The 23359-nt window shown below is 32.3% G+C and carries 24 protein-coding genes; 12 read left to right on the top strand and 12 right to left on the bottom strand.

The window, feature by feature from the left end; translation table 11 throughout:
- Positions 1–13 precede the first annotated feature (13 nt).
- Complete coding sequence (locus IRZ83_RS00420; protein WP_194566047.1) at positions 14–1168, bottom strand: M14 metallopeptidase family protein; 1155 nt, start codon at positions 1166–1168, stop codon at positions 14–16.
- A 311-nt stretch (positions 1169–1479) separates the two neighbouring features.
- Here IRZ83_RS00420 and IRZ83_RS00415 point away from each other — a divergent pair, with 311 nt between their 5' ends.
- On the top strand, positions 1480–1956 hold the full coding sequence (locus IRZ83_RS00415) for a helix-turn-helix transcriptional regulator (protein ID WP_194566046.1): 477 nt from the start codon (positions 1480–1482) through the stop codon (positions 1954–1956).
- An 82-nt stretch (positions 1957–2038) separates the two neighbouring features.
- On the opposite strand, the gene IRZ83_RS00410 is transcribed toward IRZ83_RS00415, so the two are convergent.
- Positions 2039–2590, bottom strand: a complete 552-nt coding sequence (locus tag IRZ83_RS00410) for a 1-acyl-sn-glycerol-3-phosphate acyltransferase (RefSeq protein ID WP_194566045.1) — start codon at positions 2588–2590, stop codon at positions 2039–2041.
- Positions 2591–2655: 65 nt separating this feature from the next.
- Here IRZ83_RS00410 and IRZ83_RS00405 point away from each other — a divergent pair, with 65 nt between their 5' ends.
- From IRZ83_RS00405 to IRZ83_RS00380, 6 genes are all read left to right on the top strand, one after another.
- Positions 2656–3321 (top strand): spermidine synthase, encoded by a 666-nt coding sequence (locus IRZ83_RS00405; protein WP_029270358.1) that lies wholly within the window; start codon positions 2656–2658, stop codon positions 3319–3321.
- Between the two features lie 11 nt (positions 3322–3332).
- On the top strand, positions 3333–4010 hold the full coding sequence (locus IRZ83_RS00400; RefSeq protein WP_194566043.1) for a peptidoglycan DD-metalloendopeptidase family protein: 678 nt from the start codon (positions 3333–3335) through the stop codon (positions 4008–4010).
- Positions 4011–4016: 6 nt separating this feature from the next.
- The gene (locus IRZ83_RS00395) at positions 4017–4490 is read left to right on the top strand and encodes a hypothetical protein (protein ID WP_194566041.1); all 474 of its coding nucleotides are present in this window, start codon (positions 4017–4019) and stop codon (positions 4488–4490) included.
- Between the two features lie 10 nt (positions 4491–4500).
- Complete coding sequence (locus IRZ83_RS00390; RefSeq protein ID WP_194566039.1) at positions 4501–5025, top strand: hypothetical protein; 525 nt, start codon at positions 4501–4503, stop codon at positions 5023–5025.
- Positions 5026–5076: 51 nt separating this feature from the next.
- Complete coding sequence (locus IRZ83_RS00385; protein WP_194566037.1) at positions 5077–5547, top strand: nuclear transport factor 2 family protein; 471 nt, start codon at positions 5077–5079, stop codon at positions 5545–5547.
- Between the two features lie 139 nt (positions 5548–5686).
- Entirely contained in the window at positions 5687–7429 is a 1743-nt protein-coding gene (locus tag IRZ83_RS00380; protein ID WP_194566036.1) for an APC family permease, read from the top strand.
- A gap of 184 nt (positions 7430–7613) precedes the next feature.
- On the opposite strand, the gene IRZ83_RS00375 is transcribed toward IRZ83_RS00380, so the two are convergent.
- Complete coding sequence (locus IRZ83_RS00375) at positions 7614–9101, bottom strand: aminotransferase class V-fold PLP-dependent enzyme (protein ID WP_194566034.1); 1488 nt, start codon at positions 9099–9101, stop codon at positions 7614–7616.
- Between the two features lie 180 nt (positions 9102–9281).
- On the opposite strand from IRZ83_RS00375, the gene msrA reads away from it, so the two are divergent.
- Complete coding sequence (msrA, locus tag IRZ83_RS00370; protein WP_194566032.1) at positions 9282–9815, top strand: peptide-methionine (S)-S-oxide reductase MsrA; 534 nt, start codon at positions 9282–9284, stop codon at positions 9813–9815.
- Positions 9816–9894: 79 nt separating this feature from the next.
- Positions 9895–11463, top strand: coding sequence for a protein adenylyltransferase SelO (locus IRZ83_RS00365; RefSeq protein ID WP_194566030.1), 1569 nt, complete (start codon positions 9895–9897; stop codon positions 11461–11463).
- Between the two features lie 71 nt (positions 11464–11534).
- Here IRZ83_RS00365 and IRZ83_RS00360 read toward each other — a convergent pair whose 3' ends face one another.
- Positions 11535–12503 carry a YpdA family putative bacillithiol disulfide reductase gene (locus IRZ83_RS00360; protein WP_194566028.1) on the bottom strand — a complete coding sequence of 323 codons (969 nt, stop codon included), beginning with the start codon at positions 12501–12503 and terminating at the stop codon, positions 11535–11537.
- A 3-nt stretch (positions 12504–12506) separates the two neighbouring features.
- Positions 12507–12983, bottom strand: a complete 477-nt coding sequence (locus tag IRZ83_RS00355; RefSeq protein WP_029270393.1) for a CYTH domain-containing protein — start codon at positions 12981–12983, stop codon at positions 12507–12509.
- Between the two features lie 195 nt (positions 12984–13178).
- Here IRZ83_RS00355 and IRZ83_RS00350 point away from each other — a divergent pair, with 195 nt between their 5' ends.
- Positions 13179–14090 carry an OmpA family protein gene (locus tag IRZ83_RS00350; RefSeq protein WP_194566026.1) on the top strand — a complete coding sequence of 304 codons (912 nt, stop codon included), beginning with the start codon at positions 13179–13181 and terminating at the stop codon, positions 14088–14090.
- Positions 14091–14108: 18 nt separating this feature from the next.
- Positions 14109–14657 carry a hypothetical protein gene (locus IRZ83_RS00345; RefSeq protein WP_194566025.1) on the top strand — a complete coding sequence of 183 codons (549 nt, stop codon included), beginning with the start codon at positions 14109–14111 and terminating at the stop codon, positions 14655–14657.
- Between the two features lie 78 nt (positions 14658–14735).
- Here the strand turns inward: IRZ83_RS00345 and IRZ83_RS00340 are convergent, their stop codons facing one another.
- From IRZ83_RS00340 to IRZ83_RS00315, 6 genes are all read right to left on the bottom strand, one after another.
- Positions 14736–15773, bottom strand: a complete 1038-nt coding sequence (locus IRZ83_RS00340) for an o-succinylbenzoate synthase (RefSeq protein ID WP_194566024.1) — start codon at positions 15771–15773, stop codon at positions 14736–14738.
- A 109-nt stretch (positions 15774–15882) separates the two neighbouring features.
- Complete coding sequence (locus tag IRZ83_RS00335) at positions 15883–17085, bottom strand: tetratricopeptide repeat protein (RefSeq protein ID WP_194566023.1); 1203 nt, start codon at positions 17083–17085, stop codon at positions 15883–15885.
- Between the two features lie 98 nt (positions 17086–17183).
- Positions 17184–17861: a metal-dependent hydrolase gene (locus tag IRZ83_RS00330; RefSeq protein ID WP_194566022.1), complete on the bottom strand. Its 678-nt coding sequence runs from the start codon at positions 17859–17861 to the stop codon at positions 17184–17186.
- A 29-nt stretch (positions 17862–17890) separates the two neighbouring features.
- Positions 17891–18853, bottom strand: a complete 963-nt coding sequence (menA, locus tag IRZ83_RS00325; protein WP_194566021.1) for a 1,4-dihydroxy-2-naphthoate octaprenyltransferase — start codon at positions 18851–18853, stop codon at positions 17891–17893.
- Between the two features lie 102 nt (positions 18854–18955).
- A complete protein-coding gene (locus tag IRZ83_RS00320) occupies positions 18956–19789 on the bottom strand; it encodes a 1,4-dihydroxy-2-naphthoyl-CoA synthase (RefSeq protein ID WP_194566020.1) in 834 nt (277 codons plus the stop codon).
- A gap of 716 nt (positions 19790–20505) precedes the next feature.
- Positions 20506–21363 carry a S1 RNA-binding domain-containing protein gene (locus tag IRZ83_RS00315; protein ID WP_194566019.1) on the bottom strand — a complete coding sequence of 286 codons (858 nt, stop codon included), beginning with the start codon at positions 21361–21363 and terminating at the stop codon, positions 20506–20508.
- 167 nt (positions 21364–21530) lie between these two features.
- Here IRZ83_RS00315 and IRZ83_RS00310 point away from each other — a divergent pair, with 167 nt between their 5' ends.
- Positions 21531–22880: a M28 family metallopeptidase gene (locus tag IRZ83_RS00310; protein WP_194566017.1), complete on the top strand. Its 1350-nt coding sequence runs from the start codon at positions 21531–21533 to the stop codon at positions 22878–22880.
- A gap of 48 nt (positions 22881–22928) precedes the next feature.
- On the opposite strand, the gene IRZ83_RS00305 is transcribed toward IRZ83_RS00310, so the two are convergent.
- Positions 22929–23270, bottom strand: a complete 342-nt coding sequence (locus IRZ83_RS00305) for a DUF2853 family protein (protein WP_194566015.1) — start codon at positions 23268–23270, stop codon at positions 22929–22931.
- Between the last annotated feature and the right edge of the window lie 89 nt (positions 23271–23359).

Here is a 23359-nt window from a genome sequence, read left to right as displayed (position 1 = left end):
ATTCACAAAAAATTTAACTTTTTATCAATCCGTTAACAAATTTAACATTTTTATTTAAATAAAAATCTGCTTTTTGATTCGTTTTCGGAAAATTACTGTAATCATCAGAATAAAAAGCTCCTTTAGCATCATATTCGTAATGTCCAAAATAATTTTCCAATTCGCCTACTTCAACAATGTAAGCGTTAAAATGAATTGTATTTTCAATCAATTCCTCTTTGTATTGTGCGACAAAATTCGTAATAATTTCGATACCATCATAATTTATTTTGATATTTTTATACATAAAATCATAAAAAACGACTTTATTTTGTGAAATATTCAAATAATCAGAAATTCTGTTATCAACTAAATCGTTTTCGGATATGAGTTTAAAGCTTGAAATTAGTGAGAAAAATATGAACTTTCTCGTGATTTCTCTGTCATAATCGCCGTTGTAGTGCCCTGCTTCAAATAAAATTGTCGGCACCCCTAAAAATTGAAATGTATCTCCTATACAGTTGATATTAAACGAATCATCAAAACGCCCCACCTGGCCGGGAATGTATTTTTGCAACTCATCATTAATTCCGGCAATCAAATTAATAGCTTTTAATCTATTATCATTAACTTCTCTCTCTTCATTGTAAGAAGGAGCTAAAAATGAAACAGTTGCAGGTTTTCCTGTATCTCCAGCACCAAAAATAGTACGCTGATCGTGAAGATTAAAGCAATAATGGGGTTTAAAGCTTTCGAATGCAGCTCTTAGCACATTGCTTTCTGGCTGTGTCAGGTTTTGCGAGTCACGGTTCAGGTCTATCTTATTGGCATTTTCACGTGTATAAAGCTTTGCTCCGTCAGGATTTAATATCGGAATGCAGTAGAAAGTAAATGTTTTAAGCATTTTAGATGCAAACTCAGATCCACTGTTTAATACATTAATAAAGTCAAACAATGCTTTTGTTGTTGTGCTTTCGTTTCCGTGCATTTGCGACCAAAGATAAATTCTAGTTTCTCCGTTACCAATTTGATAACTATATATAGGTTGGTCTAAAACTGACTTTCCAATAATTGCTACTTGATTATCAGTATTTAATTTATCTAATAAAGGCTGAATATGGTTTAAAGTTAAGTAACGGCCTCTTATAGATTGTTCTTTGTATTGCTCAAATAATTCTTCTAAATTCATTGTCTTTTGATTAGTTTACAAAAGTAAACATCTTTATTTTTACAATTGTAAACAATCAAAAAAGTCTAAAATTTAGAATTGTAAACAGATTTATAAATTAATTATAGTTAATAGAATCAATGCGAGTTAACAATTGTTATTACTTTAAGCGCTATTTATTAAATGATTTAATTTCAATGATTTAAGTACTGCTATTTAAAGTTATTATTATCTCATTATTAGATTAAAATGATAATTTACAACTGTAATATTGATTTATTGGATTCTTTTAGTTACATTTGTAAACAGTGTTTTTAATTAAAACAATTACAATGGTAAACATAGATGATTTTGTAAAAAGGCTTGAAATTATACTCGATTATTACGCTTTAAATGCTTCTTCATTTGCTGATAAAATTGGCGTGCAGCGTTCTAGCATGTCTCACCTATTGTCAGGCAGAAATAAACCAAGCTTAGATTTTGTGATGAAAATCTTAGACGTTTTTCCGGATGTAGATTTGTATTGGATATTAAACGGAAAAGGAACTTTCCCAAAAAGTAATGATGAAAGTTTAAATTCAAAAACAGATTCAGCTTCAGAAATCACAAAATCAACCTCTCCTATTTCATTAAATGAAAATTTTGGTTCGACAGATTTATTTTCTGAAATCAATTATCAAGAAGAAGAAAAAACAGAAAGTAAAAATTTTTCAGAAAATAAAAATTCCAATTTAGATTCTGGTGAAAGGGAAATTGAGAAAATTGTCTTTTTTTATAAAAACGGAACATTTAAGGTGTATGTCCCGTAATTTAATTTTTCGTGTATTTGAAAATTTTTAAAAATATTTTTTATTTAAGCGATTCTCACGCAATCGAAAAAATATCGAAAATTTACAATTGAAATCCGTCTTGTGGAATTTTACCTAAAACTCCTTCATAATGTTTTTTCAAAACTTGTAAATCCGCTTCATAATTTCCAGTCGGGAAAAATGGCTTGCCTAAATTAACTTCTTTTTTGCCCCAATCAAAAGCTACTGGAACAATTGGCACATTTGCTTTAAGTGCGATATAATAAAATCCGCTCTTTATTTCTTTTACATTTTTACGTGTTCCTTCTGGAGCAACAGCCAAACGAAAAACTTCTTTACGATCAAAAATAGCCGCTATCGAGTCGACTTTATTTAATCCTCCCGAGCGATCTAAGGGTTCTCCTCCTGCGCTTCTAAAATAATATCCGAAAGGAAATTTGAACAATTCCTTTTTTCCAACCCAATTCATTTGCAGTCCGGAGATTCCTCTGGTAAAAATTCCCAAATAAAAATCATGATTACTTGTATGAGGCATTACCATCATAACACATTTTTTTACTTCTGCATTTTCAATTCCTACTATTTTCCAGCCCATTAGCTTAAAAAAGATGAATTTGTACAATTGTTTCTTCATTAAAGTTTATTATTTCTGCAAAATAAAAGATTTAAAATGGTAATTTTGAGTAAAAGCATTATAAAATGATTCAAAAATTATTCAGTTATCTTATTCCAATTAAAATATTCAAGAAAAAATCAGCAAGGAGCAAAATGATTGAGGTAACTTGGGCGAATGGTGAGTTGGTATTAGATTCTGAAAACACAAATTACTCTTATGGTAGCCTGCAGCGTATATTAAGGTACGGACTTCGAAATATTGGCTATGAGAATATTTTAAGAATGGATCATATTTTATTATTAGGAGTTGCTGGCGGAAGTGTTATAAAAACATTAGTCGACGAAATTGAATACAAAGGCAAAATTACCGGAGTCGAAATTGATGCTGAAATGATACAAATAGCAAATGAATATTTTAATCTCAACCAAATCAAACAGCTTGAAGTTATTATTGATGACGCTTTCGAATTTGTATTGAAAACCAAACATAAATATGATTTAATTATTATTGATATTTTTGAAGATATCAAAATGCCCAACTTCTTATTCGAAAGCTTTTTTAGCGAACGAATTTGTTCACTTTTAAAAAATCAGGGTTTTGTGCTTTTTAACACCATGATTTTAGATGAAGCACATAATATTAGAAACAGAAAGTATATTTCAGAAATAAACCCTAAATTGTTTACGACTAAAATGCTGCCCCGCATTGAAGTTCATAATGAATTAATAATTATTGAAAAAGTAGCCTAAATTTAAGTTTTATGAAAACCCTTGCCTCTATTTTAAACACCTTACCACCTACTAAGGTTATCGATTCGAGTATTGATTTTTCTAAATATGTTCCGTTAGACTTATCAATTACTAATCAAGAATTGGTCAAAAGAAAACCAGAAAACGCGACAGAATTTGAAATTTTTATATCAGATTATTTAAAAAAGAACAATGCCGAAGTTGCATTTGGCGGTTATATTGAAGGACGTACTTTATATAAAAGAAGTACCATTTTTAAAAATGATTCGATTCCAGAACGCAACATTCATATTGGTCTAGATTTATGGACAAAAGTTGAAACTTCCGTTCTAGCACCACTGGACGGAAAAATACATAGTTTTAAAAATAATCTTGGTCTGGGCGATTATGGGCCGACCATTATTTTAGAACACGAAGTTGAAAATGAAATATTTTATACTTTATACGGTCATTTATCGTTAGAAAGTATAAAAGATTTAACCGTCGGGAAATTTTATAAAAAAGGAGAACAAATTGCAACTATAGGAAATGCTGCCGTTAACGGTGATTATGCACCTCATGTACATTTTCAGATTATACAAAATATTGAAGATTATTGGGGAGATTATCCAGGAGTCTGCAATACAAACGACCTTAATTTTTATATCGAAAATTGCCCCGACCCTAACTTATTATTAAAAATAACATAAATAGTTATGAAGAAAGCAGGATTGATTATATGTTTGCTGTTGTTAATTGGATGTAAATCAAAAACAGTAAGCAGAGACACTGAAGATTTAAAAATTAAAAAAGTTGCGAGTGCTGAAATAAATTCAAATCAGCAAAGTAAAGCTTATGAATTAGGAAAAAGAGTTTTAGAAACGTGCAATACTTCTAAATTTAAACCCTTTAACGAAACTGAAGTTACCAAGTCGGTAATGGAAAATACAACTGAGGATCGTTTGACAAAAACCTGTCAGCGATTTAGACAATATTATGGAAGTTTTATTGATTTGAAATTAGACGGTGTTTACAAAACTAAACAAGAAGTTATTTACCGTTATCACGCTTTGTATTCAAAAAAAGTAGCCAATAAAGAACTGCGTGTTTTTGTAGACGAAAATAATCTTGTTTCTGCTATAAAATCAATGGATTGGGATGAAAAATTCGATTCTAAAATAACTGAATAAACTAAAATATATGAGTTTAAAATTGCCACTGCTTTTATTATTGTTAATTTCCAATCTTTCAAACGCTCAGGAAACCATAAGTATAAAGGGCTCTAAACCTTTTCCGGCAACGCAGAGTTACACGTTTATTTGTGAAAAATATGCTTATACCGGCGAGACAAATGTTCAGATTGCAAAAACAGATAAAGGAGGCGTTTTAAAACTAACTATTGCAACAGCAAATGATCTAGCTCGAATTTCTGGCGGTGTTTATGTCGATTTGGTAAACGGTGATGTTATTGCCTGTGTAGATAAAAACACCAATGAAACTGCTGATGGCAAAACAACATCATATTACTATTTTACTCCGGCTGAAATGATTAAGTTAAAAAAAACAGACATACAAGCCATTAGGTTTATTATAACTGGAAATTCAAAAACTTTCGGCAATCAAACTGGTTATTTTACTGCAATTAATAGAATGTCATACTTTTCGACAGCGTTTGATAAATCCAAAAAAACTTTTGATACTGCAAAAGAAATAAGTCTTTTATAAAGAAATGATTTAGTATAATAAATCTTATATTTATAGCTTAATTTTATTTTAATGAACGCAAACGAAAATTTAATTGCAAAATTCTACACTGCTTTTGCAAATGGTGATGCCAAAACAATGAGCGAATGTTACCATCCGAAAATTCATTTTATTGATCCCGCTTTTGGATTATTAAAAGAAGATCAGGTTTCTAAAATGTGGGAAATGTTGATTTTGAGAAGCAAAGGCAATCTTAAGCTAGAATTTTCAGATATAAAAGCAGATGAATTTACTGGTTCTGCAAAATGGGTTGCGACTTATATATTTACTAAAACTAATCGAAATGTTATCAATAGAATTTCGGCTGAATTTGTATTTCAAGACGGATTGATTATCAAGCATACAGACAATTTTGACGTTTGGAAATGGTCGAAACAAGCTTTTGGCTTGACAGGGTATTTGTTAGGATGGACAGGATTTTTTCATAAAAAAATTCAGGAGCAGGCTTTATTATCTCTTAAAAAGTTTCAAGAATCCAGATAAGATTCGTAAATTCAAGTTTAAAATTCACATTGATTAAAAATAAAATTTAATTTTTAATTTTATTTATCTCCTCGTTGCAAAGATTCTAATTATTTTGTTACTGCTTATTGAGTTAATCGTGTTGTAATCTTGAATAACTATGAAAGACATTGTACACAAAAAATTAAATCAGTTACAAGCAACAGCAATTTGCGGAAACGATATTAGTTCTTCCTGTTTGTATGTTTCGGCACTTACCATTTTGTATGCTGGCCAATATGCATGGATTTCGTTATTGATCGTTGCAGTTGTTTTATACTTATTCAGAAAAATTTATGGTGAAGTTGTTGGCGCAATTCCTTTAAACGGTGGCGCTTACAATGTTTTACTAAATACTTCTACAAAACGGTTAGCCTCATTAGCCGCTACTTTAACAGTTTTATCTTATATGGCGACGGCCGTAATTTCAGCCTCAGAAGGAATGCATTATTTGCACGGAATTTTCGATGGCTTGAATGTTACAATTGCAACCGTTGTCGTTCTTGTACTTTTTACTGGCCTTGCCATTTTAGGAATTGGAGAATCTGCATTTGTTGCCGTCTTTATCTTTCTAACTCATATTGCGACACTTAGCTTATTGGTTTTAGCCTCTTTGTATTTTATTTTAAATCACGGTTTAAATATTTTTCATATCAATTGGCAAACACCCATTGCAACTGGAAATATAAAAACAGCACTTTTCCTAGGATTTTCTGCCGCAATGCTCGGAATTTCAGGTTTTGAAAGCTCAGCAAATTTTGTCGAAGAACAAGAACATGGCATCTTCCCTAAAACACTTCGAAACATGTGGGCAATTGTAAGCTTTTTTAATCCCGTAATCGCCATATTATTAATAAGTGTAATTCCGTTAACCGAAGTTGGAGCAAATAAAGAATCACTTTTGGCACATTTAGGTCAAACTACTGGAGGATCATGGCTGGCATGGCTAATTTCTATTGATGCTGTTTTAGTTTTATGTGGTGCTGTACTTACTTCATTTGTAGGTGTTTCTGGTTTATTAAACCGAATGACATTAGATCGAATTTTGCCAAACTATTTCCTAAAACAAAATAAAAGAGGCTCGCATTACCGAATCGTAATCAGTTTTTTAGTTCTCTGTATATCAGTTCTTTTTGCTACAAAAGGCCATTTAGAATCTTTGGCCGGAGTTTATACTTTTTCTTTTCTGGCTGTTATGGCGCTTTTCGGAATTGGAAATTTATTATTGAAATTCAAACGAAGAAAACTTCCTAGACCTGAACGTGCACGAGGTATAGCAGTTGTAATAGCCGTTTCGTTTATTATTGCAGCATTTATAGGAAATATGAAATTGAATATTAATTCATTTTATACATTTCTAAAATACATGATTCCTTCCTTAATTTTTATCGGAGTTATGCTTAACCGTGTCGTACTTATCAAATTATTAATAGAAGCCTTAGAATATTTCTATCAGCCGTTGAGAAGATTTGTAATTGTAAGCAATCGCTATTTGCAGAATTTAAGTTTACAAATTAATTCGCAGGAATTTGTCTTTTTTACCAAAGGTGATGATATTGCTATTTTGAATAAAGTTTTACAATATGTCGAAGGTAATGAAACTACCAAAAAACTCAAAATTGTTCACATCAAAAACGGCATTACAAACAACGAAGAACTTAAAAAAGACTTAGAAGTTTTAGATCGCGCTTACGATAGTCTGGATATCGAATATCTTGAGATCGAAGGTGTTTTCGGGCCAGAAATTATAGACGATTTATCCAAAAAATGGAAAATTCCTAAAAACTTTATGTTTATAGCTTCTCCAGGAAACAAATTCTCTTATAGAGTTTCAGATTTAGGAGGCGTACGTTTAATTATGTAGCTTTTTTTCAGGAGCAGGTGGTTTCATTTTTTAAGACGATCAGTCCGCTATCCCTTTCAAACTTTTGCGCCGAAAACCGGCACAAAAGGTTTTTCAGTACTATCGGGGCTAGACAAGAACGTATAGCGATTTTTAAGAAACAACAAACCCGACAGATTTTTAAATTCGTCGGGTTTGTTTGTATTTAAGATTTAAACCAGCTTTCAACCAACTCATCTTCAAATGAAGTCGCATTTTTGTGAACAAACTCATTTGTGTTTTTATTATAAGAATAATCTAAAGCCCAAGATTCATGATTTTTAGCCAAATCTTTGATGCTTTCACAAACAAAAGCAATTTCTTCGTCGGTTGTAGTTGGATGAATTGACATTCTGATCCATCCTGGTTTTTTGATCAAATCACCAATCGTAATTTCATTAACCAATTGATTCGAAGTTTCTTGATCTACATGCAATAAAAAATGCCCGTAAGTTCCAGCACAGCTGCATCCTCCTCTAGTCTGAATTCCGAATTTATCATTCAATAATTTTACTCCTAAATTAAAATGAAGATTTTCAATAAAAAATGAAACTACACCCAAACGATTTTTATGCTGTCCCGCTAAAATTTTAATATTTGAAATTTCATCCAATTCATTAAAAACAAAATCAACAATTTCATGCTCACGATGCAGAATGTTTTCAATTCCCATTTCTTCCTTAAGCTCAATTGCCAAAGCTGTTTTTATAACCTGAAGAAAACCAGGGGTTCCGCCATCTTCACGATCCTCAATATTGTCAATATATTTGTGTTCTCCCCAAGGATTTGTCCAGCTTACAGTTCCGCCGCCGGGACAATCAGGAATCATATTATTGTATAATTTTTTATTGAAAATTAATACACCAGACGTTCCAGGTCCTCCTAAAAATTTATGTGGAGAAAAGAAAATAGCATCAAGATAAGATTCTGGATCTGCAGGATGCATATCAATTTCTACATAAGGTCCAGAACAGGCGAAATCTACAAAACAAACTCCGTTATGCTTATGCATCAATTTCGCAGCTTCATGAAAAGGTGTTTTTAAACCCGTAACATTAGAACATGAAGTAATAGAAGCAATTTTAATCGTTCTATCGGTATATTTTTCTAGCAGTTCTTCTAAATTTTCCAGACTAAAAAGTCCTTTTTCGCATGATGGAATAATTTCAACATCTGCGATCGTTTCTAACCAAGAGGTTTGATTAGAATGATGTTCCATATGCGAAATAAAAACAACAGGTTTTTTTTCAGCTGGAACTATTGTGCAGTCTTTCAGGTTTTCTGGAATTTTTAAACCTAAAATACGCTGAAATTTATTAACAACACCTGTCATTCCAGTTCCATCTGTAATCAAAACATCATCAGTATTAGCATTAGTATGACGTTTTATTATGTTTCTGGCATGATGATAGGCTTTTGTCATGGCAGTACCTGACACAGTAGTTTCTGTATGTGTATTAGCAACGAAAGGCCCGAATTCATTCAGAAGTTTCTCTTCAATTGGGCGGTATAAACGGCCACTGGCTGTCCAATCAGTGTAAATGATCTTTTTTTTACCGTATGGCGAAGTAAATTCCTGATTTATTCCCACAATATTTTTTCGGAAATCCTGAAAATACGTTTCTAAAGTGATGGTACTATTTTTGCTATTCATTAGTGTGCCTGAGTTTGATGCAAATATAAATGCTTTTTTATAAAATTGCGAATTTATCAATTATAAACTTTAAATATTAGAAGACCGATTAGTTTATTTAACTAAATAGTCCTTTTTTTGACAATTTATCATAATATTCTATAGGATTAATAGGCATTAAAACTTGAACAATATTTATATATGGAAAATTTAGCAACGGCTACTTTTGGTGGTGGGTGTTTTTGGTGTATTGAGGCTGTGATACAACGGTTAAAAGGTATAGAATGCTTAAAATCAGGTTTTTCCGGTGGCTTTATTAAAAATCCGCCTTATCGTGAAGTATGTACTGGCAGAACTGGTCATGCCGAAGTCATACAGGTTAGTTTTAATCCTGACATAATTTCATATCATGACTTGATATTTATATTTATGACAAGTCACGATCCAACAACACTTAATCGACAGGGAGCAGATGTAGGTACGCAGTATCGTTCTATAATTTTGTATCATAATGCAGAACAAAAAGAAATTGCAGAAAAAGTTTTAGAAGAAACACAACCTTTTTTTGATGACAATATTGTAACTGAATTAGACGCCTTTGAAGTATTTTACGAAGCTGAACAAGATCATCAAAATTATTATAATAACAATCAAGATGCCCGTTACTGTCAAATTGTAATTGATCCAAAAGTGCAAAAATTAAAAAAAATGTACGCAGAAAAACTAGTTGAATAAGTAATTTTATAGCTCGGATTAATATTTTCTTTTCAAAGAAATAATCTTAATAATTGGGCAAAAAATAAAAAATACAACAATGAAAAACTTAAAAATAAATAATCGATTTACAGCTGAATTACCAGCAGATCCAGATGAAACAAATGAAATTCGTCAGGTAAGAAATACGCTCTTTTCGTATGTAAATCCAACCAAACCCTCTAATCCAAAGCTAATTCATGCTTCTGAAGAAGTAGCCGAATTAGTGGGAATCAGCAAAGATGAAATTCAATCTGAATCATTTTTAAATGTTTTCTCAGGAAAAGAAATTCTGGCAGATACTCGCCCCTATGCAATGCCGTATGCAGGGCATCAATTTGGGAATTGGGCTGGACAATTAGGAGACGGACGCGCGATCAATTTAACGGAGGTTGAGAATGATAATCAGTTTTTTACACTTCAATTAAAAGGTGCTGGAAAAACACCATATTCGAGAACTGCTGATGGTTTAGCCGTTTTGCGATCCTCTGTTAGGGAATATTTATGTGCTGAAGCAATGCACTATTTAGGAGTTCCTACTACCCGATCGCTTTCTCTGATGCTTTCTGGTGACGAAGTTTTACGTGACATTTTGTACAATGGAAATCCGGCTTACGAAAAAGGTGCAGTTGTTTGCCGTGTCGCTCCTTCTTTCATTCGTTTTGGAAGTTTTGAAATGCTTACAGCCAGAAACGAACTTAAAAATTTAAAAGAATTTGTCGAATACAATATCAAACATTATTTTCCTGAAATACAAGGAGAACCAAAAGAACAATATTTGCAATTTTTTAAAACTGTTGCTGAAAAGACACGTGAAATGATTTTGCATTGGCAACGAGTTGGTTTTGTACACGGCGTAATGAATACGGATAATATGTCGATTCACGGAATTACTATAGATTACGGACCTTATGGATGGCTGGAAAATTACGATCCAAATTGGACGCCAAATACAACTGACAGTCAGAATAGAAGATATCGTTTTGGAAATCAGCCTCAAATTGCACAGTGGAATTTATATCAATTGGCCAATGCGCTTTATCCTTTAATTTATGAGGCCGAACCTTTAGAGAGAATTTTAGAATCGTTTATGATTGATTTTGATTCAGACTATAAAACAATGTTTTTAAGTAAATTAGGAATATTTACTTCAACTGAAACTGACGATAGTCTACTTGAAGGTTTAGAAACTATTTTACAATTATCTGAAACTGACATGACCATCTTTTTTAGAAATTTAAACAGAATCCAGAAAACAGATTCTGCTGAAAATGCAATTGAAAAAATGCAAGAGGCTTTTTATTTTCCAAAAGAAATTTCAGGAGATGTTTTAGATTCTTGGAAAAAATGGTTTTCTGCTTATATCCAAAGATTAAATTCTGAGGAAGTATCAGATGAAAATCGCGTTGAAAAAATGAATCTTATTAATCCTAAATATGTATTGCGAAATTACATGTCACAACTAGCTATTGATGCTGCAGATCAAGGTGATTATTCTTTAATAAATGAATTATATCTTCTTTTGCAAAAACCCTATGACGAACAAATAGAATCAGAAAAGTGGTTTGCTAAACGACCAGATTGGGCACGATCAAAAGTCGGATGTTCAATGCTTTCTTGCAGTTCTTAATTTTTATTTTCCCCACAGATTAGAAGATTTTAATGTTAATCCATTTAATTCTAATCTGTGGGGAAAATATTTTATTTGCATATAATATAATCTACAATCATATTGGCGTGAATTCTAGAGTTTTCAATAAACCATTTGTGCGTCTGCATGCCACCGCAAACTACGCCGGCCAAAAATAATCCTTCAACATTGGTTTCCATTGTTTCTGCATTATATGTTGGTGTTTTCAATTCGTCATCAGACAATTGAATTCCCATTTTTTCTAGAAAAGTCAAATCAGGTTTGTAACCCGTTAAGGCTAAAACAAAATCATTTTCAATTGTTACTTTTCCTTCTGGAGTTTCAATTTCTACTTCGTCTTCTCGTATTTCAGTAATATTTGATTCAAAATAAGCTTTGATGCTCCCTTCTGCAATTCGGTTTTCAATATCGGGTTTTACCCAATATTTCACTCTGTTATTGATTTCGTTTTTACGAATAACCATCGTAACATTTGCTCCTTTTCTCCAGCATTCTAAAGCTGCATCGACAGATGAATTATTAGCACCAACTACTAAAATATTTCTAAAAGCATATTCGTGAGCTTCTTTATAATAATGACGAACTTTAGGCCGCTCCTCGCCTTTTACGTTCATTTCAATCGGAATATCATAAAATCCGGTTGCAACGATTACATATTTAGCTTGATAAGAAGTTTTATCTGTGGTTACATTAAATGATTTATTTTCTAATTTGTGAATCTGAGTCACTTTTTCAAACAAATGAATCTTAAAATTAAAATAACGGTGAATGTTTCTGTAATATTCCAGAGCTTCCTGACGACCTGGTTTTGGAGCTAGACAATTAAACGGGATATCTCCAATTTCTAATCTTTCAGCAGTTGAAAAAAAGGTCATATACAACGGATAATTGAAAATACTATTTACAATCGCACCTTTTTCTATAATTAAATAACGTAGGTCTTTCTTTTGAGCTTCTATTGCGCAGGCTAATCCAATTGGTCCGCCTCCGACAATAATCAAATCATATTGTTCTGTCATAATTTATTCTTTTCCCCAGTCTTTAAAAGGATTTTTACTCAAATAAGCATTGTAATATCTTTCATCATTTGTTACTTCTTCTCCTAGCCAACTTGGTTTTTCAAAAGTATCTGTTTCTGACTTCAATTCAATTTCTGCCATTACTAGACCTTCATTTTCTCCATAAAATTCATCTACTTCAAAAACATGATTCCCACATTTTATTTCGAAACGCGTCTTTTCAATTTTTCCTTTTTCACACAATTTAAGCAGTTCTTGTGCTTCGTCTAGCGGAATCTCATTTTCCCATTCAAAACGTGACATACCGCCATGATGGCCAATTCCTTTAATGGTCAAAAAGCCTCTTTCGCCTTTAATTCTAACGCGAACGGTTCTTTCAGGCAATGAACTTAAATATCCCTGGGCAATTTTATTTTGAGTAAAAGCCTGCTCTTTAAAATCACTTGATTTTACAAGAAACTTTCTTTCAATTTCAATCATGTTGATTATAAATTAATTTTTAATGCAAGTTACTCATTTTAATTGAGTCTTAAATTGAGAATATCCAATCTTGAGCGCTTTAAGACAATTTTGTAATGTTTTGAAAACTAGATACATAACTACAAAATAACTAATTATTAACACGTTATGTATTTATTTTTTTGTTAAATTTGATAGTATCTAAACTTCATACTTATGTCTAAAAAAGCACTTTATCTCTTAGGCATTGCTATCACAATCATTTTGGGTACTTTTTTGTATGTCAAATTTTGTTGCAATTGCAGTATAGAAACACAAACAGTTGGTATACAAAAAATACCAGCAGTTACATCTAAGGATACCAATTTTGTTCCTTTTGTTCTTAATGGCTCCGGAATTGAATATCATACAAATGATAATCTCAAGTTCTTGAAAAACAGTTCTGCTTTAATTATGCCAGTTGCTGATTCAGTAACAATTGGAATTGAAAACCTGAAAAGCTTCCTAACTGCAAACCCTACGCAAAAATTGACTATTACAGGTTACGCGACATCTGATGAAATCAATACAACTAAATTTGAAAATCTTGGTTTAGCAAGAGCTAATGATGTGAAAAATTATTTCGTTTCTAAAGGTTTGTCAGCATCTCAGTTTGATATCAAAGGAGAAATTATTAATACTTGGAAAACCAATCTAGATACGATTTTGGGACCAGCTGAATACAAATTTGAAAACGCAGCTACAACTGCTGTCGCTACTGACGAATGGAGTATTCTTAAAGAAAAAATAAATAAAGATCCGTTGATTCTTCATTTTAGTACTAATAGATCGAGTGATAAATTGAGCAATGTTGAAAAAGAAAAGATCGAAGCTATTGTCAAATATTTGGATCATGTAAAAGAAGCAAATGTTTTAATTGTCGGGCATTCAGACAATGTTGGAAATCGTGATGCTAATATTATTCTTGGACAAAAACGAGCCGAATTTTCTAAAAAATATTTGTCTGAAAACGGAAATAATGCCTCACTGATCACAACAGAATCTAAAGGACCAGATGAACCAATTGGAGATAACACAACTGCTGAAGGCAAAGCAAACAACAGAAGAACCGTTATTACAATTAAATAATAATCAAAATATACTATTATGAATATACCTTGTATCTTAATACCAGTGCTAGTGGGATTAATCTGTGCAATTTTAGGTTACTTGTTAGGAAAAATGAATTCAAAAAAAGAGGATTCGCTTGCGACATCCTTACAGGAAGATCTTGATGCCTGCAAAGCCAATACTAAAAATCTAACAGCAAAAATTGCTGCTTTAGAAACTGAATTGGCTGCTAAAGCTAAAATTACACCTTCACCACAATCATATGTGGCTGTTACACCTACAATACTATTTGACAGTGCGTTGGCTGCAACTGTTTTTGGAAAAAAAATAAAAGAAAATGATTTAAAAATCGTCGAAGGAATCGGTCCAAAAATTGAAGCTTTATTTAACGAAGCCGGAATAATAACCTGGCATCAATTATCAGACACTTCTACAGAAAAATTACAATCTATTTTAGATGCCGGCGGAGAAAATTATGCTATTCATAATCCTAGTACATGGGCAAAACAGGCACTTTTAGCGTATCAGGGAAAGTGGCAGGAATTGAAAGACATGCAGGAAGGACTGCTTGGAGGAAAAGAGTAATAATGGGTTCAAAGGTTTAGAGCAGCAAAGGCTCTTAGGTTTTTACTCTGTACCTTTGCTACTCTGAACCTTTGAACCTTATAAAAAACTTGAATCCCATTTTTTTGATGTATTATACCATAATTGCCCTTGCGAAACTTCTAGAGGACAATCAAAATTATTGGTATATAAAGCGCCGGTTCCTAAACCTTGGGGCATTTTAGAATTTTGAAGAAATGTCCATTGTGCAATAGCATTCAATCCAATATTACTTTCTAATGCCGATGTAATCCACCAGCCAATATTATATTGTTCTGCTAAAGTTATCCATTCTTTGGTTCCTCTAAAACCGCCTATAAAACTTGGCTTCAAAATGATATATTGAGGTTTTATTTTCTGAAGTAATTCTTTTTTTTCTTCAAATGAAAAAACACCAATTAATTCTTCGTCTAAAGCAATAGGAAAAGGAGTTGTCTCACATAAATCTGCCATTGCTTGAATATTGCCTTTTTTGATAGGCTGTTCGATACTATGAAGCTGAAATTTATTTAATTGAGTTAATTTATCTAAAGCTTCATTTAAACTAAAAGCCCCATTTGCATCCACTCTTATTTCGATTTGTTTTGCCGAAAAATGACTTCTGATAAATGCTAGTAATTCTAATTCTTTTTGAAAGTCAATTGCACCAATTTTAAGTTTAATGCAATTAAATCCAGTTGCCAGTTTTTCCTCAATTTGTTCTTTCATAAAAGAAGCTTCTCCCATCCAAACCAAACCATTTATGTCTATTGATTTTGAATTATTCGTAAAATTAGACGGAAATAACAAATAAGGATTTTCGCTTTTTAAGGATAAAAAAGCCATTTCGATTCCGAATTGTATAGAAGGAAATTCTATTAAAGCTTCCCAAAGCGCTTTTTCTCCAAGCTGAATATTTTGACAGGCCCAATTCAGTTTTTCTTCATAATCACTTCGGTCGTCTGCGCTTAAGCCACGCAGGATACCGCACTCTCCTATTCCCTTTTTACCGTTTTCTTCAAGAACGATAAACCAAGTTTCTTTTTCTGTCATAACGCCTCTAGACGTACCAGAAGGGCGTTTAAACTCGAGCATGTATTTATGATAAGTAGCTTTCAATATGCAAATTATTTAAAACATATAAGTGATATAAGCTAATTTAAGTTTTTATTGTTGAAACATTAAATTTTAAATGAACTCATATCACTTATATGGTGAAGAAATCTCTTTAGTTATAAAGCTTAAGAACTTTTTCGAAGTCTTTTGACGGTAAACCTGCTTTTTGGAAATTAGTAAAATCCAGTTTGGTTTTTTCTTTCCAGCTTAAACTGTCGGTTACATTTTGAGTTTGATATTTTTTATAGATTGCTTTTGCTTCGCTGTAATCATCACTTATCAAGTAAACGTGTGCCAAGTTTAACTTTACCATTAATTCAGTATCATCTAGTTTTTCGCCTTCTTTTAGAAACTTTATAGCTTTTGCATATTGTTTCGTTAGAATATAGCAATAACCAATTGAGCTGTAATCTAATGCTGTTGCTTTTCCTTCATTAATTATGGTATTCAATTTAGGAATTGCTTCATTGTATTTTTGCAGTTTTATTAATGCCGAAGCTTGAGTTCGTAAGTCATCAAAAACATTTTTAGAAATGTCAGCATCTTTATAACAGGTATTTCCAAGGTCTTTGTACACTTTGTTCTTTTCAATTGGCAGTAATTTTTGAAACTCCGTATAGCGATATTGTTTCATTATTTTTTCCAAAATACAAACACAAAAATCATCTGAATTGGCCATTTTTTGTGCCATTGTCGATGTTTTACAAAGACTGATAATTTCGTTTTTGTTGTCTTGGTTCCAGCCTCTATTTAATTTTGTATCGACCCACGGCACAACTTCTAAAACTATTTTTTGATTTAAAACCCAATTTTTACTGTGAAAGCCAAAGAAAAGAGTAGTCACATTTTGTCCTAAACAAGATGATTTATCAAGTGAAAGCCTTTTTGCATCTTTGCTTACGGCATCTACTTGAGCATAACAGGCTTTATCCGTTTTTCCGTCTTCAATATATTTTTTAGAATTTTCATCAGAAGTAAAAAGTGCATAAGTACAAGTATCGTCACCCGAGATTTTCGACATCAAAAATACCGCTCCCGCTGAACCTTGGCTGATTCCAGTTGGATCTGGAATTGCTTTCAAAACCGAAACCAAACTATTTGCCATCTGCTGATTTTCGTCTAAAAGTGTAATTCTGTACACAATTTCAGTAGTTCCAACAGGCAAATCTTCTGTTTTCAAAACAATTCGGTCACGTGCTGAAACTATTATTTCTTTTGTAGTAGCGCGCTCTTTATCCCAATAGCCATCTTTTTGTGCAAAAGAGCTGTATGAAATCGTAATTAAAAAAAGTAAGGCTAATCTTTTTAAATTCATATAAATTGATGGTTTATTGTAAATTGTCATTTCTATATAAGAGAAATGACATATATTATGCCAAAAAATTATTCTTTTAAACTTTAAGAATTAACTCCTTACAATTCAATCGATTCCCCAATTCCTAAAAGCATTAAATCTTTTCCTTTATCAAAAAATTTACGAATAGCATCTTCATGATTAATTTCGATATAACCGAAAGTATCAAAATGGTAGCCTAATATTTTATCACATTCAACAAAATCAGAAGCAATAATAGCGTCTTCAACATCCATTGTAAAATTATTTCCAATTGGAAGAATAGCCAAATCAAGTTTTGTTCTTAGCGGAATTAATTTCATGTCATAAGTAAGTGCTGTATCTCCGGCAATGTAAATATTTTTATGCTCGCCTTCGATCACAAAACCCCCAGGATTTCCGCCATAACTTCCGTCAGGAAAAGAACTTGAGTGAATAGCGTTTACATATTTTACTTTTCCAAAATCGAATTTCCAGCTTCCTCCGTGATTCATCGGGTGTGCATTCAATCCTAATTTGGCGTAATAACTTGTAATTTCTGCATTCGAAACAATAACAGCATTCGTTCTGTTTGCAATAGCTTCAACATCTAAAACGTGATCGCCGTGCGCATGCGTCAATAAAATATAATCAGCTTTTAGTGTATTTATATCGATTCCAGCTGCTTGAGGATTTCCTGTAATAAATGGATCAACAATAATATGTTTTCCTCCAACTTCGATGCCTAAAGAGGCGTGCCCGTAAAATGTAATTTTCATTTTGTAAAATTTAAAATTGAACTTTTGTTTTATCTGCCGCCTAAAAATAGATTAACAAATATGTCTGAAATCAAAGAAATCATGCAAACAGTTAATAGTACTGAAAGCAAAAATGTGCTCAATGCCAGTTTTTTTAATTCTGGATCTAAAAGCTTAGGATTTTGGTTTTTATAAACTGTAATTAAATGTTTCGTTAAAGGTATATAAGCTAATAAAAATAAATATTGATCGAAACGATAATCGCTTAGAATAGCAAAAACAACTACCATAATCATTGCTGTAAGAATCAATGAAAAATGATAAATCTTAGCTTTTGCTCCGCCCATTTGAACTACGATTGTATTTTTACCCGATTTTCTATCTGATTCTTCATCGCGCATATTGTTCAGATTCAAAACCCCAACGCTTAACAAACCAATTGAAATCGCCGGCAAAATTAAAAGCGGATCAACTTCTTTTGAGTATAAAAAGTTAACACCTAAAGTACTTACCAACCCAAAGAAAATGAAAACAAAAACATCTCCCAAGCCTTTATAGCCGTAAGCGGAATTACCAACTGTATAGCGAATTGCAGAAGCAATTGCCGCGATTCCCAGTAACAGAAAAAAGATAGAATAAACAAAATTAGTCTCGCCAAAAGCAAAATAAATTAATGTCATTGCTGATAAAAGAGTCAATGCAGCGGTAATTATTATTGCTTTTTTCATAGCCTGAGGGGTAATGGCTCCACTCTGAATAGAGCGTTGCGGTCCTACTCGATCGGCATTATCTGTACCTTTTACGCCATCTCCATAATCATTTGCAAAATTGGATAAAACCTGTAAGCCAAGCGTTGTTAAAAGTGCAAAACCAAAAATTTTCCAGCTAAAAACTTCTGTTGGCGTGTTGATAGTTTCTGTTGGGTTCGATAAAGCGTAAATGCTTCCTACTATAATTCCAGAAACTGATAAAGGCAATGTGCGCAATCTTGCGGCTTCAATCCAATGTTTCATTCTTTCTATTTTGTTTTGTATTGTTTTTTTATCTTAAGGTTTCAGGTTTCAAGTTCTGGGTTTAGCAACTTGAAACCTGAAACTTGAAACAATTTTTAACTTTTATGGCAACCATTTATTTTCTCCGAAATTTGGTTTTCTTTTTTCTAAAAATGCATTTCTTCCTTCTTTTGCTTCTTCTGTCATGTAAGCTAAACGAGTGGCTTCTCCGGCAAAAACTTGCTGTCCAACCATTCCGTCATCTGTTAAATTCATGGCGAATTTCAGCATTTTAATAGAAGTTGGGGATTTTTGCAGAATTTCCTGTGCCCATTCGTAAGCAGTATTTTCCAGCTCATCATGCGGAATTACAGCATTTACCATTCCCATATCCATCGCTTCTTGGGCAGAATAGTTTCTTCCTAAAAAGAAAATTTCACGTGCTTTTTTCTGCCCAACCATTTTAGCTAAATACGCAGATCCATAACCACCGTCAAAACTTGTTACATCTGCATCTGTCTGTTTAAAAATAGCGTGTTCTTTACTGGCTAAAGTCATATCGCAAACTACGTGCAAACTGTGCCCACCGCCAACTGCCCATCCTGGAACAACGGCAATAACAACTTTAGGCATAAAACGAATTAATCGCTGTACTTCAAGAATATTTAAGCGGTGCTGTCCGTCTTCTCCAACATAACCTTGATGTCCGCGAGCATTTTGATCACCGCCGCTGCAAAAAGAATAGATACCATCTTTAGTTGATGGACCTTCTGCAGAAAGCAAAACTACTCCAATTGAAGTATCTTCTTGAGCATCGTAAAAAGCTTGGTATAATTCTGAAGTTGTTTTAGGACGAAAAGCATTTCTAACATTTGGTCTGTTAAAAGCGATTCTAGCAACTCCGTTACATTTTTTATAGGTTATATCTTCAAATTCTCTGGCAGTGATCCAATCCATTTCTATTTGTTTTATTAAAAATTATAGTGTAAAAATAAACCATTTTTACATTTTTACCTACTCAATTTACTTTAAGTATGTGCTAAAATATCTTCGAATGTTAACAATTAGTATTTCCCTACAAAAAATAACATTTTTTAACATTCGTTTTAAAAAATAATGAGTAATTTTACACTCTAGAAATCAATGAGATACATTTTATTTCATTGACTTAAGATTGATTTTCTTTCACTGATTTATTAACCTAAAAAATGATTTTTTTGAGAAAATTTAAAAAATTTGTCGCTCATTTTTTTACGGTTTTAATTAGTAAGCCTATAAATAATGAGCAAATGATTTATTCGTTTGTTAAAACTTCAAAGAGGAGACTGTAACACCTAAGGTTAAACGCTAGAATTGTTATGTAATTAGTATAAAATTGATTACGAAAAGAGGAAATACTAACCAAAACTTTCTAAAAGTTATTTTATTAAACCAAATGGATTAGCCGTGAACTCGATTTTTTGATATCAAGATAAATGAATTGATTGTTTAAAGACATACCCATATAAAAAAGTAATTTCTAAAATTATTAAAGCTATTATTTTTTTAATGGATTCGAATTATTTTATTTCTGTTTTTTTTTAATTACAATTTTTTTTAAAACTGAATAAAAAGAGAAAGGCTGCTTGTAATGAGCAGCCTTTCTTGTTATATTAATTCATCTTTTAAAGAATTTACTCTTCCTTTATCAAATAAATCCCATCTTCTTTAATTTCAATAAGTTTATCTTTATACAAGGCTCCAATGGCCTTTTTAAAAGTCTTTTTACTCATTTTTAAAACTGTTTTAATATCTTCTGGATGCGAGTTATCATTTAAACGCAAGAAACCGCGATTGGCTCTTAATTCATCTAAAATTTTCTCTGCATTTGGCTCAATACTTTGATAGCCTTGAACTTGCAATGCTACATCTATTTTATTATCAGGACGAATATTTTTAATATAACCGCGCATTCTATCGCCAGTTCTAATGGCATCATCATAAACTTCGTCTTTGTACAATAATCCTTTGTGCTGTTCATTGATAATAACATTTATTCCTAATTCTGTAATATGTGAAACTATCAAATCAACTTCTTCTCCCTTTTCAACCGTCAGATTTTCATTGCTTAGAAATTGGTTTAATTTACTTGAAGCTACCAAACGATTGGTTTTTTCATCCATATAAAGGTAAACTAAGTAACGCTTTCCTTTTTCCATCGGGCGTGCCTGCTCTTTAAACGGAACCAGAATATCTTTTTCCATTCCCCAATCCATAAAAGCACCAACCTGATTAATATAATTTACTCGTAAAAGCGAAAATTCATTCAATAAAATATAAGGTTCTAGCGTAGTAGCAACGGGGCGCTGTTCGTGATCCAAATAAACAAAAACGATTAATTCTTCGCCTATTTCAAATTCATTTGGAACGTATTTATTGGGTAATAAAATATCGTGAATTCCTTCCGGATCTTTTTCAGGATTTCCTAAAAATAAACCAACTTTAGTATCACGTAGTATGGTAAGTGTATTGTATTTTCCTATTTCAATCATATTCTTGAGTTTCGAAGCTGAAAAGCAACTAAGTTTCTTAGCCGCAAATGTACGAAGTTTGAAAATGGTACGACGAAAAATATGTTAGATAAAAAGATGAAAAATATCTTTTTATGATTTACGCTTTTTTTAATTAAATTTGAGAACCTATAATTAATACCAAATCAATGAAAAAAACCATTTTTTATTCTGTTTTCGCCTTTTTGTTTTTTACTCAAGCTTCAATTTCTCAAGTAGCTGAAGATCCAGAGATAAAAAAAATGATAAGCGAAATAAAGACAGAAAATCTTGAAGCTACAATCCTTAAACTAGTTTCTTTTGGAACAAGACATACGTTAAGTGATACTAAAAGCAAAACAAAAGGTGTTGGTGCAGCACAACAATGGGTAAAATCTGAATTTGATAAAGCTGCTTTAGAATCTGGAGGCAGATTAACGTCTACAATTGATTACTTTACTGTCAAAGCAGATGGAAAGAGAGTTGCTGTTGACAGTCAGCTCGGAAATGTAATGGCTACTCTAAAAGGAACTGACCCAACGGACAACCGTGTTCTTATCATAAGCGGACATCTTGACTCAAGAGTTACTGACGTTATGAACGTAAAATCTGATGCACCAGGCGCTAATGACGACGGATCTGGCGTTGCAGCAGTGATAGAATTAGCGAAAGTCATGAGTAAAAGGTCTTTTCCTGCCACTATTATTTTTGTAGCAGTAGTTGGTGAAGAACAAGGACTTATTGGCGCTCGTCATTTAGCTGAATTGGCAAAATCATCTAACTGGAATATTATTGCCATGTTGAACAACGATATGATTGGTAATAGTTTATCAAGCGGTACAAACCTAAGAGACAATACTCAAATTCGTGTTTTTAGTGAAACTACTCCCTATTTAGAAACTGAAGAAGAAGCTAAAATGCGCAAGGCAATAAGTCGTGATAATGATAGTCCGTCAAGATTGCTGGCTCGCTATATAAAAACAGTTACAGAACAATATGTGGATCAGTTAAAAGTAAAATTGGTTTATAGAAATGATCGTTTTTTACGTGGAGGAGATCATACTCCATTTAGTCAAAATGGATTTGCAGCAGTTCGTTTTTGTGAGATGAATGAAAATTTTGATCACCAGCATCAAGACTTAAGAACTGAAAATAATATTAAATATGGTGATCTTCCTGAATTTATGGATTTCGAATATTTAAGAAAAAATACTTGCTCTAATTTGGCTACACTGGCCAACTTGGCCTGGTCACCAAAATCACCTGCAAATGTTGGCATCGAAGTTAAAAACCTATCTAATTCCTCGACCTTAGTATGGAGTGCTCCAGACGGAAAAGCACAATATGGTTATCAAATTTTGATGCGAGAAACTTCTTCATCACATTGGGAAAAGACATTTTTTATAAAAGATACTAAGGCTGAAATTCCTTATTCTAAAGACAATTACTTTTTCGTTGTGCAGACCGTAGATGCTTTAGGCCACGCAAGTTTACCAATTTTTCCAGTTCCAATTAAATAATTAAATATCAAAGAAAAAGCGCCTAATTGGCGCTTTTATTTTTGAACTCTATTGGTAAACACTTTCTTTCTTAAAGTGCAAAGTCAATAAATAATAAACTACTGCTCTGTATTTATGCTTGTTAGATTTGCCGTATTTATCTAAAACTGCAGTAATTGCAGTATCTAAATCAGGACTATCCTTCAATCCTAATTTCTTAATTAAGAAATTCTTTTTTACAGTATCTAACTCCGATTGCTGGGATCCCGCAACTGTAGACGAATCTCCATTATAGATTGATGGCCCGCAACCTATGGTAACTTTAGTCAACAAATCCATGTTTGGAGTTACTCCACATTTTTCTTTTAAATCCTCGGCATACTTTTTAATTAATTCTTCTCTTGCGCTCATAATAAATTTAAATTGATTACATAATTATGCAGTCAAAAGTAAATTTTAATTTTGCTTTTTAATTTATTTTAACAAACTTTAACTTACAA

The organism is Flavobacterium sp. JLP (assembly GCF_015350755.1).
Classification (GTDB): domain Bacteria; phylum Bacteroidota; class Bacteroidia; order Flavobacteriales; family Flavobacteriaceae; genus Flavobacterium.
Note: the sequence above shows the minus strand (reverse complement) of the source record. Positions and strands in the feature narration are given on the sequence as shown.